Genomic DNA, 13454 nt, shown 5'->3' with positions numbered 1-13454 from the left:
CCGCGGGGGGGGGGGGGCGGCGGGGGCTGATCTGTGCACCGGGGCCCCGCCCCCGCGGGGCGCGGGGGGGGGGGGGGGGGGGGGTGGGGGGGGCGGGGCGGGTCCCCCCCCCGCCGCCCCTTCCCGTCCCCGGGGGCCGCGCCCCCGGACCCCCGCTTTCGGCCTTGACGGCCTCGTCCTCGAACGCCGGGCGGGCTGAGCGCACCGGACCGGCGTCCGAGAAGAGGGCTCACCGTCCCGGGCGTACCGTCAGGTCGTTGACTTCCGCGTCCCTCGGCAGGTCCAGGGCCATCAGGATCGTCGTGGCGACCGACTCGGGGTCGATCCACTTGGCGGGGTCGTACTCCTTGCCCTCCTGCTGGTGGACCTTGGCCTGCATGGGGCTGGCGGTGCGGCCGGGGTAGACCGAGGTGACGCGGACGCCGTTCGCGTGCTCCTCCTGGCGCAGCGCGTCGGCCAGCGCCTTCAGGCCGTGCTTGGAGGCGCCGTACGCGGACCAGCCGGCGTGGGCGTTGAGACCGGAGCCGGAGTTGACGAAGAGCACGTGGCCCTGGGCGACGCGGAGCTGGGGCAGGAAGAGGCGGGTCAGCTCGGCGGGCGCGACCAGGTTGACGTTGAGCTGGTTGCGCCAGGCCTTGGGGGTGAGGTCGCCGACATCGCCGAGGTCGACCACCCCGGCGATGTGCAGCAGCGAGTCCACGCGGCCGGGCAGGGTCTGGTGCGAGAAGGCCCAGGAGAGCTTGTCCGGGTCCGCCAGGTCGCCGACCAGCGTCTGCGCGCCGGGGAACGCGGCCGCCAGTTCCTTCGCCCGGCCGGCGTCGCGCGCGTGCAGGACGACCTCGTCGCCGCGCTCGTGCAGGCGGCGGGTCACGGCCGCGCCGATGCCGGAGCCCGCTCCGGTGATCACATGTGTAGCCATGCCCGCCATGCTCGCATCACCGGCGGGTCACTCGATGCCCTGGCTCTCCTCCAGGTAGGCGAGCGCCCCGACCGGCTCCTCGGCGAAGAACACCAGCTCGGTGAGGGGGCGGGGCAGGAAGCCCTCGTCCTCCATGCGGCGGAACTGCTCCTTGAGGCCGTCGTAGAAGCCCGCCGTGTTGAGCAGGACGACGGGCTTGTCGGTGTGCCCGTGCTTCTTCAGCTCCAGGATCTCCGTCGCCTCGTCCAGCGTGCCGGTACCACCCACCATGATCACGACGGCGTCGGCCTTCTCCAGCAGCAGCCGCTTGCGCTCGGCGAGGTCCCGCGCGATCACCATCTCGTCGGCACCCTCGCGCGCCTTGGCCGCCAGGAAGTCGACCGAGACACCGAGCAGCCGCCCGCCGGACTGCTGCACGCCGTCGGCGACCACCTTCATCAGGCCGACGTCGGAGCCGCCCCAGACGAGAGTGTGACCGCCCTTTCCGAGCAGTTCGGCGAACTCCTTCGCGGGGCGCGTGTAGCGCTCGTCGAGGTCGGCGGCGGAGAGGAAGACGCAGATGTTCATGGGGCAACGGTACGTTCGGCGCGCCACGGGGAAGAACCCGGCTTCCGGCCGCGCTGTCATCAGGAGAAGCGTCGGGAGAGCCGGCTACCGAGGAGGACGATCGTGACCAAGGGACACCGCATCACCGTCGAGCGGAGCGACCGGCACGTGCGCGTGGTGCACGGCGAGCAGCTCCTGGCCGAGAGCGACCGGGCGCTCGTCCTGCGGGAGACGGGCTGTCCGGAGCGCTACTACATCCCGGCCGAGGACGTCAGGCTCGGCCTGCTGACGCCGTCCGGCACGCACACGCACTGCCCCTTCAAGGGCGACGCGTCCTACTGGTCGCTGCCGGACGCGGCGGACGTCGTCTGGGCGTACCCGGACCCGAAGCCGGAGGTGGCGGAGATCAAGGACCACCTCTGCTTCTACGAAGTCGAGGTGTCCTGACCGCTTCGTGTCCTGAGCGATGAATCGCGTGCCGTAGGGCAGTCTGCACAGGCATGGAGAAGAAGACTCTTTCGCGCGACGGCACGCGCATCGCCTACGAACGCACCGGGCAGGGCCCCGCGGTCATCCTCGTCAGCGGCGCCATGTCGACGGGCGCCACGGTCGCGCCGCTGGCCGCGGAGCTGTCGGCGCGTCTCGACGTCACCGTGTACGACCGCCGGGGCCGCGGCGCGAGCGGTGACACGGAGCCCTACGCGGTGGAACGCGAGATCGAGGACCTTGCCGCGCTGATCGAGGCGGTGGGCGGCGAGGTGTCGCTGTACGGCATGTCGTCGGGCGGCGCGCTGGTGCTCCGGGCGGCGGCGAGCGGGCTGCCGGTACGCCGGGTGGCCGTGTACGAGGTGCCGTACGCCATGGACGACGCCGCCGCGCGGGCCGCCGCGGAGTACACCGATCGGCTGGCCGAGGCGCTGGGGCAGGGGCGGCGCGGGGACGCGGTGGAGCTGTTCCTGCGGTTCACCGGCCTGGGCGAGGAGATGATCCAGGGCGCCCGCCAGTCGCCGATGTGGGCCGGCATGGAGTCGGTCGCGCCGAGTCTGGCGTACGACGACGCCGTGATGGGCGACAACCGGGTCCCCCGGTCCGGGCTCGCCACGGTCACCGCTCCCCTGCTGGCCCTGGCGGGCGGCGCGAGCGACGCGTGGTGGCACGAGGCCGCCCGCGCGATCGCGGAGGCGGCCCCCGGCGGGACGTACGGCACCGTGGCGGGCCAGACCCACATGGTGGAGCCGGGTGTACTGGCGCCGGTGCTGACGGAGTTCTTCGCGAAGTAGGAGGCCCGCGCGGCGTCAGCGGCCTGCGCGGCGTCAGCGGAGTCGGGCGTCGCCGCCGGCTCAGGCCACGCCGGCCGTCGCGCGCGTGGTGGACGCGATGGTCGCCGAGCCCACCACGCGGGTGCCGTCGTACAGCACGATCGCCTGGCCGGGGGCGACGCCGCGCACCGGCTCCCGGAACGACACCTCCAGGGCGCCGTCGACCACTTCGGCCCGTACCTCGGTCTCGCCGCCGTGGGCGCGGAGCTGGGCCGTGTAGGTGCCGGGTCCGGTCGGGGCGGCGCCGCACCAGCGGGGCTTGATCGCCCGCAGCGCGTTGACGTCCAGGGCGTCCGCGGGGCCGACCGTCACCGTGTTGGTCACCGGGGAGATGTCCAGGACGTAGCGGGGCTTGCCGTCGGGGGCCGGGGTGCCGATACGGAGCCCCTTGCGCTGGCCGATGGTGTAGCCGTACGCGCCCTCGTGGGTGCCGAGCCGGTTGCCCGCCTCGTCGACGATGTCGCCCTCGGAGCGGCCCAGCCGGTCGGCGAGGAAGCCCTGGGTGTCGCCGTCGGCGATGAAGCAGATGTCGTGCGAGTCGGGCTTCTTGGCGACCGCCAGTCCCCGGCGCTCGGCCTCCGCGCGGATCTCGTCCTTGGTGGTGAGCGTGTCGCCGAGCGGGAACATCGCGTGCGCGAGCTGCCGGTCGTCCAGCACCCCGAGGACGTAGCTCTGGTCCTTGGCCATGTCGGACGCGCGGTGCAGCTCACGTGTGCCGTCGTCCCGCCGGACCACCTGGGCGTAGTGGCCGGTGCAGACGGCGTCGAAGCCGAGGGCCAGCGCCTTGTCGAGCAGTGCGGCGAACTTGATCTTCTCGTTGCAGCGCAGGCAGGGGTTCGGGGTGCGGCCGGCCTCGTACTCGGCGACGAAGTCCTCGACCACGTCCTCCCGGAAGCGGTCGGCGAGGTCCCACACGTAGAACGGGATGCCGATGACGTCCGCGGCGCGGCGGGCGTCCCGCGAGTCCTCGATCGTGCAACAGCCCCGCGCGCCCGTGCGGAAGGATTGCGGGTTCGCGGAGAGCGCGAGGTGGACGCCGGTCACGTCGTGCCCCGCCTCGGCCGCGCGGGCGGCGGCGACGGCGGAGTCGACTCCGCCCGACATGGCGGCGAGGACGCGGAGGGGACGGGTGCGCTGCGGGGTCTCAGTCATAACCCTTCCAGGGTACGGGGAGGCGGGAACCGGAGCGCGCGAGTATGCGTTGAAGATCGCATGGGGGCGAAGCACGAATCCAGAAGCGCGTCCACCGGTGGCTCCGGCAACGGCCCCGCCGGCGGTTCCAAGGACGCGGACCGGCGCATCGGCCGTCGGGCGCTGATCGTCGGCGGCACGGCGGCGGCCGTGGGCACGGCGGCGCTGGCCCGCGACGAGCTGGCCCGCCTGTGGTGGCGCGTACCGGGAGTCGAGCGGCCCCGCGAGGCGGGCGCGGTCGACTACAGCGGCGCGCGATGGGTGGCGGCGTCGGACGAGAACTGGCGGCGTGCCGACCGGCCCGACGACTTCGGCGTCGACATGGTGATCGTCCACGTCACGCAGGGCAGTTTCGCGAGCGCGGTCAGGGCGTTCCAGGATCCGGGGCACAAGGCGGCCACGCACTACATCGTCGGGCAGGACGGGCGCGTCACCCAGATGATCCGCGAGCTGGACGTTGCGTACCACGCGGGCGACCGCGACTACAACGAGCGCAGTGTCGGCATCGAGCACGAGGGCTTCGTGGACCGTCCGCAGGACTTCACCGACGAGATGTACGCCGCCTCCGCGCGTCTGACGGCGGGAATCTGCGCGCGGTACGAGATACCCCTGGACCGCGAGCACATCATCGGCCACGTGGAGGTGCCGGGCACCGACCACACCGATCCGGGACCGCACTGGGACTGGGACCGGTACCTGAAGCTGGTGCGGCGGGCGGCCACGAGTGCCCCCTCCCCCAGCGCCTCGAAGAGCGCCTGACCCCTACGTCAGCCCCGCGGCCCGGGCCCGTTCCACCGCAGGGCCGATGGCCTTGGCGAGCGCCTCGACGTCCGCCTCCGTGGAGGTGTGGCCGAGGGAGAAGCGCAGCGTGCCGCGGGCCAGGTCGGGGTCGGTGCCGGTGGCCAGCAGGACGTGGCTGGGCTGGGCGACGCCCGCGGTGCAGGCGGAGCCGGTGGAGCACTCGATGCCCTGGGCGTCGAGCAGGAGGAGGAGGGAGTCGCCCTCGCAGCCGGGGAAGGTGAAGTGGGCGTTGGCCGGGAGGCGGCCCTCCGGTGCCGGATCGCCGCCGAGGATCGCGTCCGGCACCGCCGTACGGACCGCGTCGACCAGGTCGTCGCGCAGGGCGCCGATCTCGCGGGCGAACCACTCGCGCTGCTCGGCGGCGAGGCGGCCGGCGACCGCGAAGGAGGCGACGGCGGGGACGTCGAGGGTGCCGGAGCGGACGTGGCGTTCCTGGCCGCCGCCGTGCAGGACCGGTACGGGGCTGTATTCGCGGCCCAGGATCAGCGCGCCGATGCCGTAGGGACCGCCGATCTTGTGGCCGGAAACCGTCATCGCGGCGAGCCCGGAGGCGGCGAAGTCGACCGGGAGCTGGCCCACGGCCTGGACCGTGTCGGCGTGCAGCGGCACGTCGAACTCGGCGGCCACGTCGGCGAGTTCGCGGACCGGCATGATCGTGCCGATCTCGTTGTTGGCCCACATCACGGTGGCGAGGGCCACGTCGGCGGGGTCGCGGGCGATGGCCTCGCGCAGCGCCTCGGGGTGGACGCGGCCGTGGGCGTCGACCGGCAGGTACTCGACTCTCGCGCCCTCGTGTTCGCCGAGCCAGTGGACGGCGTCGAGGACCGCGTGGTGCTCGACGGGGCTGGCCAGGACCCGGGTGCGGCCCGGGTCGGCGTCGCGGCGGGCCCAGTACAGGCCCTTGACGGCGAGGTTGTCGGCCTCGGTGCCGCCGGAGGTGAGGACCACCTCGCTGGGGCGGGCACCGAGGGCTTCGGCGAGGGTCTCGCGGGCCTCTTCGACGGTGCGCCGTGCGCGGCGGCCGGACGCGTGGAGGGAGGAGGCGTTGCCGGTGACGCTCAGGTGCGCGGTGAGTGCCTCGACTGCCTCGGGAAGCATCGGGGTGGTCGCGGCGTGGTCGAGGTAAGCCATGGTGCGGCCGATTCTACGGGGCGGGGCCGCCCGGCCTCAGATCAAGGTTGGCCTCTTCGTGGTCTGCCTCTTCGTGGTCTGCCTCTTCGTGCGGGCCGTACGGACAGTGCGGCGGCTCACGTGGTCCGCGGCGTGACTCAAAGACTCCACGACATCGTGTTGTCCGCGGCCATGAACGCCACCAGGACCAACAGGTCGGCGACGCCCAGTCCGAGGCCGAGGAGGGCCCGGCCGCGGCGGGCGGTGCCGCGCCACAGGGCGATGCTCGCCAGGGCGATGGCCATCGGACCGAGGAAGACGTTGAGGACGAGCAGGCCGAGCAGGCCGAGGACGAAGGAGGCGACGGCCATGCCGTCGGTGTCCCGGATGCCGGTCCGGCGGGTGGTGGCCGGTGCGGTGAGCTGCATGGTGTTCTCCCTGCCGTGCGTCAGTGACATGCATCAGTGCCGTGCGTCAGTGCCGTGCGTCACTGGACGGAGGTGCTCCGTCGGCGGCCGTGCCGCTCGCGGATCGCGAAGATGCCGAGCCAGACGGCGATGACCAGGCCGATGGCGACGGAGAAGGTGAGCGGTGCGTGGGCGACGGTGCCCAGCACCACGCCGAGGAGCAGGAGTGCGGCGACGAGAAACAGCATGGTGCGGATCCCCCAACCTTGGGTGAACGATTGTAGTTACAGTTGTTCACTGACTAGTCAGTCTAGCGCGCCGCACGGCTTTTCAATTCCAGAGAACAGTTGTTAACTGCATGGCATGAGTCACACTCCCGGGGTTCGGCAGGCCCAGAAGCAGAAGACCCGGCAGGCGCTTATGGACGCGGCCCTCGGACTGCTGGAGGAGCAGAGCCTGAGCAGCCTGGGCCTGCGCGAGGTCACTCGCGCCGTGGGCGTCGCCCCGACCGCCTTCTACCGGCACTTCCCCTCCGTCGCCGACCTCGGCGTGGCGCTGGTCGAGGAAGCGCTGGGCAGCCTGCATCCGATGATCCGGACCACGGTGTCGCCGGCCGAGGACAGCGACGAACGCATCGCCCGCGCGGTCGAGTTGATCGCCGGCCATGTGGCCGCGCACCCCGCCCACGTCCGGTTCATCGCCCGCGAACGGCACGGCGGGGTCCAGCCGGTGCGGGACGCCATACGGGAGCAACTGGCCCGGTTCGCCCAGGAGGTGAAGGCCGAGCTGGCCAAGGACCCCGTGTCGGCCGGCTGGAGCGACGCCGACCTGTTGATGCTCGCGGGTCTGTACGTCGACCAGATGCTCGTCACGGGCTCCCTCTTCCTGGAAGCGCTGGAGGCGCTGGAGGCTCAGGAGGAGGTGCGCAGGCGCGCCGCCGACACCGCGACCCGGCAGATGCGGCTGATCAGCATCGGCCGTCGGCATTGGCTGGACTGACAGGGAGTCAGCCGTCGGCGGGCGGCCGGTACAGTTCCGCGACGGCCGCCGCGGCCCGGGCCAGCTCCTCGCGTGCCTCGGGTGGGGCGACCACCTCCACCCGGTCGGAGAACGCGAGCAGTTGCCGGACTTCGACCAGGGCGCCGTACGTCAGCCGCACGGTCGGCCACGCGTCCGCGCCGGCCGGCCCGCCCGCGTCGCCCGCCTCGTCCGCCTTACCCGCCTCGCCCGCCTCGCCCGCGGAGACGTCCTCGGGCGGGGCGGTCAGGTACGCGGCGTTGAGGCGCAGGAACATGTCCAGGCGGTCGGGGCGGACCCGGACGGTGACGTCCAGCCCGCCGGGGCGCTCCTCGACCTCGCGGCGCAGCACCTCCCAGGCGTCGGCGAGTTCGACGCCCGGCCGGCGTCGTACGGGGTCGTCCAGGACGGTCGCCGCGCGCGTCCGGTCGGCGCGGAAGAGGCGGGGCCTGCCGCGCCGGTCGGCGACGAGGTACCAGACACCGGCCTTGGCGACGAGGCCGTACGGGTCGACGGTGTACGTCCGGGTCTCCCGCTCGCCGCTGTGCCGGTAGCGCAGGCGCAGGCGGCGGTCGGCGAAGACCGCGTCCCGCAGCGCGTCCAGGTCGACGGCCGACCCCGGCCCGCCCTTCCAGCGGGTGGCGTCGACGAGGACGCGGCGGGAGACGGTCTCGGCGGCCGGCCGGTGCGGTTCCGGGAGTGCGGCCATCACCTTGCGCAGCGCCGAGCCGAGGGCGGCGTCCAGGCCGAGGGCGGCGTGGGCGCCCCGCGCGGCCAGTACGAAGAGGGCGCGTGACTCGTCGGCGGTCAGGCCGGTGACGTCGGTACGGAATCCGGCGAGCAGCTCGATGCCGCCGTGCCGCCCGCGTTCGGCGTAGACGGGGACGCCGGAGGCCGACAGGGCCTCGACGTCCCGGTAGACGGTGCGGACGGACACCTCGAGACGCTCGGCGAGTTCGCGTGCGGGCACGCGGCCGCGGGTCTGCAGGAGCAGCAGGATCGACAGCAGGCGGTCGGACTTCACGGGACCAGCGTGCACCGGGGGCCGTGGGTCAGCCGAGCCGGGCCCGGGCGAGCTGGCGGGACTGGGCCACCAGTCGGTCGGCGCTGTCCCAGACCTCGGCGTCCTCCTCCAGGAAGCCGCCGGCGAGGTTGCGGGTGGTGATGGAGACGCGCAGCGGGCCCGGCGCCGGGCGGCACCGCACGTGCACGGTCAGCTCGACCGTCGGCACCCAGCCCTTGAGCCCCAGCTCGAAGGCGGTCGGGGGCAGCGCGTCCACCGCGAGGAGCATCGACAGGGGGTCGGCGTCGCGGCCGTCGGCGAGCCCGAACCAGGCCCGCATCTCGCCCCGGCCGGAGGGCTGCCCGAGCGCCCAGCCGAGCGTCGCGGGGTCCAGCTTGAGCATCAGCCGGTCGGCGATGGCCGAGCTGCCTTCCACCGGGGCGGGGCCGTCCTGTGGGCCGAAGCACTGGTCCATCGGCGGGATCGCGGGCGGCGTCGCCGAGGTGCGGACGTCGTCGGGCAGCGTGTCGAGGTCGCCGTAGGAGGCGAGGACGCGAATGCGCTCGACCTCGTTGCCCTGGTCGTCGTGCTGGAAGAGGGAGGCCTGGCCGGTGGAGAGGGTGCGCCCCGTGCGGACGGCCTCCGTGCGCACGACCGCCGGGCCCGGCCGGGAGGCGGTGAGGTAGTGGGCCGAGACGGTGAAGGGGTCGGGGTGCGGGAGGGCGTCCCCGAGGGCACGGCCCAGGACGGCCAGCAGATAGCCGCCGTTGACGGCGTTGATGATCGTCCAGCCGGCGGAGAGGTCGATGTCGTAGACGCCGGGCGCGCGCGGGGTGACGGCGGTGTCCCGGTCGAACTCACTGTCGCCGATGGTGGCCCGTACGGCCGCTGCGGAGGCTGCTTCTGGCATGACGGCACGGTACAACAGGAGAATACTAAGCGGTAGCTTTCTCTTCTCGCTCCCTTGCTCGCAGATACGTCTCCAGCTCCGCCGCCCCGGTCACCATGGCCCGGCCACGGGCGGACACGCGGTCGTGCCACTCGCGCAGGGCGGCCTCCAGTGGCTCCAGTCCCCCGGCCGAGCGCACCTGGGCGATCACGGACGCGATCCGCTCCAGCGGATAGCCGCCCCGCCTGAGCTGGTGGGCGAGGCGGGCGTCCCGGACGTCGGCCTCGTCGTAGCGGCGGTATCCGGTCACCGGGTCGCGGCGTGGGCGCACCAGGCCGGCGCGCTCCCACTTGCGCAGGGTCGCGGGCCGGATACCCAGTTCCGCCGCGAGCGTCCCGATGAACCCACCCGTCGACCCCGGCGCACCCCCGGTGGACTCGGGCGCCAGGTCACGCAACGCGCCCTCCACGGCCCGGAGTGTGCGCCGGTCGTCGAGCAGTTGTGCGTGGCTCTCGTCGATGAGCCGGTACGCCTCGTCCACGGCACCCCGGTTCACGGCCCGCATGATCGACGCCGCCGGCTGGTGGCCGTGGCCGGACACCAGGGCGAGGAACGCGCCCAGCGCCCGCGCGTGCAGCGGGGTGTAGGTGCGGTATCCGTGAGCCGTGCGACCGGCGGCCGGGAGGATGCCGGCCTCCTCGTAGTTCCTGACGGCCTGGGTGGACAGACCGTGCCCGCGTGCCAGGTCGATCGGCCTGAGCTTGCCGCCGCTTTGAAGCTTATGGGCCATGGTACGGACCGTATCGCCGCAAAGTCTCAACCGAAAGTTCAACGATACGGTTGAAGGCATGGCCAATGCTGACATCAAGGACACCGCCCGCCCCGTCGAGGCCGCCGGCGTCATGAGGCTGCTCACCGCCCGGCCCCGGCTGCTCGCCCTGGGCGAGCCCACCCATGGCGAGGACGCCCTGCTCGAAGTGCGCAACGAACTCTTCCGGCAGCTCGTCGAGCAGGAGGGCTACCGGACGATCACGATCGAGAGCGACTGCCTGATGGGCCTGGTCGTGGACGACTACGTCACCTCGGGCACGGGCACCCTCGACGAGGTCATGGAGCAAGGATTCAGCCACGGGTTCGGCGCGTCCGCGGCCAACCGCGAACTCGTGCGCTGGATGCGCGCCCACAACGACGGCCGGCCCGCCGCCGAGCGGCTCCGCTTCGCCGGTTTCGACGGCCCGCTGGAGATCACCCACGCCGCGAGCCCCCGGCAGGCACTCACCGCACTCCACGGTTACCTCTCGGCCCGGGTGGACGCGACCCTGCTCCCCTGCACCGCGGAGGCGCTCGACCGCCTGCTCGGCACCGACGACCGGTGGACCGAGCCCGCCGCGATGACGGACCCGGCCCGGTCCGCGGGACGGTCGGCCGAGGCCGGGGAGCTGCGGACGCTCGCCGAGGACCTGGTGTCACTGCTCGACGAGCACGCGCCGCACCTGCTCGCGGCGACCTCGCGGGACGACTGGGAGCGGGCACGCCTGTACGGACGCACCGCGACCGGCCTGCTGAGCTACCACTACTGGATGGCGGACACCTCACCGGCCCGCATGTCCCGGCTGCTGGGGGTGCGGGACCGGATCATGGCCCGCAACCTCCTCGCACTCGCCGCTCGGGGTCCGGCACTCGTCCACGCCCAGAACGCCCATCTCCAGCGGGAGAAGAGCACGATGCGGATGTGGCAGGGGCCGATGGAGTGGTGGAGCGCCGGCGCGCTGGTGAGCGCCCGGCTCGGCGAGGAGTACGCCTTCGTGGCCACGGCCCTCGGCACGATCCGGCACCGAGGAGTGGACACCCCGCCGCCGGACACCGTCGAAGGGCTCCTGTACGGACTCCCGGAGGACCGGTACGTCGTCGACCCCTCCCGGCTGGCCACGGCCCTCGGCGACCCGCTGCCCGCGCCCCGCGTGTCCCCCTGGTTCGGCTATGCCTCGCTCGACCCGGCCCACCTGGCCACGATCGACGGGCTGGTATTCGTCAAGGACGTATCGCGGAGCTAGGGGGTGACGTTTGGATCTCGCCGGGATCGCGGGGCTCGGCTCCGTCGCCAGGCGCCGTCACCTTGGAGCCGACCTGACCCAGACGACACCCCCTAGCCGGCACCGGTCTCACTCCCCCTCCGACACCGTCGACCGCCGGTTCCAGGCGCGCGGTGCCCGCCAGTGGAACCGCAGGGCGAGCAGGCGCAGGACGAAGGCCGTGACCACCGCGAGCGCGGTGGTGAACGAGGTCAGGGCGTCGTAGCGGATACACACGGCGACCATGGTGGCGCCGACGATGGCGGGGACGGCGTACAGGTCGCGGTCCCAGCGCAGCAGCGAGGGCACCTCGTTGGCCAGCACGTCCCGCAGTACGCCGCCGCCCACCGCGGTGGTCAGGCCCAGGCAGGCGGAGGCGGTCAGGCCGAGCCCGTAGTCGTACGCCTTGGTCGTGCCGGCGACGCAGAACAGGCCGAGGCCGGCCGCGTCGAAGATGTTCACGCCGGTCTGGAGGCGCTCCACGTGGGGGTGGAGGAAGAAGACCAGCAGCGTGGCGAAGAGCGGGGTGATGAAGTACCCCAGGTCCGTGAAGGCCGCGGGCGGTACGGCGCCGATGACCAGGTCCCGGAACAACCCGCCGCCCAGCGCGGTGACCTCGGCGAGGACGGCGATGCCGAACACGTCGAAGTTCTTGCGTACGGCCAGCAGCGCGCCGGAGATGGCGAAGACGAAGATGCCGACCAGGTCGAGCGTGTGCTGGACGGTGGGGCTGAAGAGTTGCTCGTACACCCCGACATTCTCACCTGCCGGTGAGCCCCCGCCTTACAAACGAAGGCGGGGGCTCACCGGCGGGCCGAAGTCACTTCTCCTTGGCGGGAGGCTCCTCGTCGGAGCCACCGGCCGGACCAGAGCCCTCGGCCGGACCAGAACTCTCGGCCGGACCAGAATTCTCGGCGGCACCGGTGCCCTCGCCGGGCTCGGCGCCGGACTCGGCCTCCGGGGCCACGGCGTCCGTCGCCTCGACCTCCGCGGCCACCGCCGCCGAGGTCTGCGCCGACTCCGCCAGCGCCTTCCCGGACACCAGCTCCGCCGCCTCCTTGGCGTCGGAGAGCAGGACGACGTCCTGCGGAGCCTGGTCCTCGAAGTTCTCCGGGTGGTGGCAGGCGACCTGCTGGCCGGGGCGCAGTTCCTTCAGCGGCGGCTCGGTCGTGGTGCAGATCTGCGTCGCCTTCCAGCACCGGGTGTGGAAGCGGCACCCGCTCGGCGGCGAGATCGGCGAGGGCACGTCGCCCTTGAGCAGGATGCGCTCGCTCTTGGTCGACTTGCGTGCCGGGTCCGGGATCGGGACCGCCGACATCAGCGCCTTGGTGTAGGGGTGCATCGGCGTCTTGTAGAGCAGGTCGCGGTCGGCCAGCTCCATGATCTTGCCGAGGTACATCACCGCGATCCGGTCCGAGACGTGCCGGACGACGGACAGGTCGTGCGCGATGATCACGTACGTCAGGCCCAGCTCGGTCTGGAGGTCGTCGAGCAGATTGACGACCTGGGCCTGGATCGACACGTCGAGCGCGGAGACCGGCTCGTCGGCCACGACCAGCCTCGGGTTCAGCGCGAGCGCGCGGGCGATGCCGATGCGCTGGCGCTGACCGCCGGAGAACTCGTGCGGGTAGCGGTTGTAGTGCTCGGGGTTGAGACCGACCACCGACAGCAGCCGCTGCACCTCCTTCTTGACCCCGCCCTCGGGCTCGACGCCCTGGAGCTTGAAGGGGGCGCTGATGATCGTGCCGATGGTGTGGCGCGGGTTCAGCGAGGAGTACGGGTCCTGGAAGATCATCTGCACGTCGCGGCGCAGCGGACGCATGCCGCCGACCCCGAGGTGGGTGATGTCCTTGCCCTGGAACTCGACCTTGCCGGCGGTCGGCTCGAGGAGGCGGGTGATCAGTCGGCCCATGGTCGACTTGCCGCAGCCCGACTCGCCCACGACACCGAGGGTCTCACCGGACTTCACCTCGAAGTCGATGCCGTCGACGGCGCGCACCGCGCCGACCTGGCGCTGCAGCAGGCCCTTCTTGATCGGGAAGTGCTTCTGCAGCCCGGTCACCTTCAGCAGGGTCTCGCCGGGGGCGGCGTCCTTGGTGAGGGTGGCGGTGCCGGCGGCCTCGCTCTGTGTGCCGTCGCTCTGCGCAGGGATGGCCACTGCTTCGTCCTTGGCGTTCTCG

16 protein-coding genes are annotated in these 13454 nt (G+C 72.6%); 5 read left to right on the top strand and 11 right to left on the bottom strand.

The features are described 5' to 3' along the window. Positions 1-229 precede the first annotated feature (229 nt). A complete protein-coding gene (locus ACFW48_RS37495) occupies positions 230-928 on the bottom strand; it encodes an SDR family oxidoreductase (RefSeq protein ID WP_386322974.1) in 699 nt (232 codons plus the stop codon). 18 nt (positions 929-946) lie between these two features. Continuing rightward, a complete protein-coding gene (locus ACFW48_RS37490; RefSeq protein WP_386322972.1) occupies positions 947-1486 on the bottom strand; it encodes a TIGR00730 family Rossman fold protein in 540 nt (179 codons plus the stop codon). Positions 1487-1588: 102 nt separating this feature from the next. On the opposite strand from ACFW48_RS37490, the gene ACFW48_RS37485 reads away from it, so the two are divergent. Further along, positions 1589-1912, top strand: coding sequence for a DUF427 domain-containing protein (locus ACFW48_RS37485; protein WP_386322970.1), 324 nt, complete (start codon positions 1589-1591; stop codon positions 1910-1912). Between the two features lie 53 nt (positions 1913-1965). Beyond that, positions 1966-2745, top strand: coding sequence for an alpha/beta fold hydrolase (locus ACFW48_RS37480; protein WP_386322968.1), 780 nt, complete (start codon positions 1966-1968; stop codon positions 2743-2745). Between the two features lie 60 nt (positions 2746-2805). Here the strand turns inward: ACFW48_RS37480 and mnmA are convergent, their stop codons facing one another. Then, entirely contained in the window at positions 2806-3936 is a 1131-nt protein-coding gene (gene mnmA / locus ACFW48_RS37475) for a tRNA 2-thiouridine(34) synthase MnmA (protein ID WP_386322966.1), read from the bottom strand. Between the two features lie 60 nt (positions 3937-3996). On the opposite strand from mnmA, the gene ACFW48_RS37470 reads away from it, so the two are divergent. Continuing rightward, positions 3997-4734: an N-acetylmuramoyl-L-alanine amidase gene (locus tag ACFW48_RS37470; protein WP_386322964.1), complete on the top strand. Its 738-nt coding sequence runs from the start codon at positions 3997-3999 to the stop codon at positions 4732-4734. 3 nt (positions 4735-4737) lie between these two features. Here ACFW48_RS37470 and ACFW48_RS37465 read toward each other — a convergent pair whose 3' ends face one another. The 3 genes from ACFW48_RS37465 to ACFW48_RS37455 all read right to left on the bottom strand — a co-directional run bounded on the left by ACFW48_RS37465 (position 4738) and on the right by ACFW48_RS37455 (position 6541). Next, the gene (locus ACFW48_RS37465; RefSeq protein WP_386322962.1) at positions 4738-5907 is read right to left on the bottom strand and encodes a cysteine desulfurase family protein; all 1170 of its coding nucleotides are present in this window, start codon (positions 5905-5907) and stop codon (positions 4738-4740) included. Positions 5908-6044: 137 nt separating this feature from the next. Continuing rightward, positions 6045-6314, bottom strand: a complete 270-nt coding sequence (locus ACFW48_RS37460) for a DUF4190 domain-containing protein (RefSeq protein WP_386322960.1) — start codon at positions 6312-6314, stop codon at positions 6045-6047. Between the two features lie 59 nt (positions 6315-6373). Then, complete coding sequence (locus ACFW48_RS37455) at positions 6374-6541, bottom strand: hypothetical protein (protein ID WP_386322958.1); 168 nt, start codon at positions 6539-6541, stop codon at positions 6374-6376. 115 nt (positions 6542-6656) lie between these two features. Between ACFW48_RS37455 and ACFW48_RS37450 the strand changes: the two genes are divergently transcribed. After that, complete coding sequence (locus tag ACFW48_RS37450) at positions 6657-7292, top strand: TetR family transcriptional regulator (RefSeq protein WP_386322956.1); 636 nt, start codon at positions 6657-6659, stop codon at positions 7290-7292. 7 nt (positions 7293-7299) lie between these two features. Here ACFW48_RS37450 and ACFW48_RS37445 read toward each other — a convergent pair whose 3' ends face one another. From ACFW48_RS37445 to ACFW48_RS37435, 3 genes are read right to left on the bottom strand one after another with little or no spacing between them, the layout of a single operon-like run. Then, complete coding sequence (locus ACFW48_RS37445; RefSeq protein ID WP_386322954.1) at positions 7300-8334, bottom strand: helix-turn-helix transcriptional regulator; 1035 nt, start codon at positions 8332-8334, stop codon at positions 7300-7302. A 28-nt stretch (positions 8335-8362) separates the two neighbouring features. Further along, positions 8363-9223 (bottom strand): thioesterase family protein, encoded by an 861-nt coding sequence (locus ACFW48_RS37440; protein WP_386322952.1) that lies wholly within the window; start codon positions 9221-9223, stop codon positions 8363-8365. 25 nt (positions 9224-9248) lie between these two features. Next, positions 9249-9992, bottom strand: coding sequence for a TioE family transcriptional regulator (locus ACFW48_RS37435; RefSeq protein WP_386322951.1), 744 nt, complete (start codon positions 9990-9992; stop codon positions 9249-9251). 58 nt (positions 9993-10050) lie between these two features. Here ACFW48_RS37435 and ACFW48_RS37430 point away from each other — a divergent pair, with 58 nt between their 5' ends. Further along, positions 10051-11256 (top strand): erythromycin esterase family protein, encoded by a 1206-nt coding sequence (locus ACFW48_RS37430; protein ID WP_386322949.1) that lies wholly within the window; start codon positions 10051-10053, stop codon positions 11254-11256. Between the two features lie 108 nt (positions 11257-11364). Here ACFW48_RS37430 and ACFW48_RS37425 read toward each other — a convergent pair whose 3' ends face one another. Together ACFW48_RS37425 and ACFW48_RS37420 are read right to left on the bottom strand one after the other, a co-directional pair. Beyond that, positions 11365-12024: a trimeric intracellular cation channel family protein gene (locus ACFW48_RS37425; protein ID WP_386322947.1), complete on the bottom strand. Its 660-nt coding sequence runs from the start codon at positions 12022-12024 to the stop codon at positions 11365-11367. Positions 12025-12094: 70 nt separating this feature from the next. After that, positions 12095-13432 (bottom strand): ABC transporter ATP-binding protein, encoded by a 1338-nt coding sequence (locus tag ACFW48_RS37420; protein WP_386322977.1) that lies wholly within the window; start codon positions 13430-13432, stop codon positions 12095-12097. Between the last annotated feature and the right edge of the window lie 22 nt (positions 13433-13454).

Origin of the sequence: Streptomyces sp. NPDC058812 (assembly GCF_042744565.1) — a bacterium.
Classification (GTDB): Bacteria; Actinomycetota; Actinomycetes; order Streptomycetales; family Streptomycetaceae; genus Streptomyces; species Streptomyces thinghirensis.
This window is presented reverse-complemented; position numbering and strand designations above follow the sequence as displayed.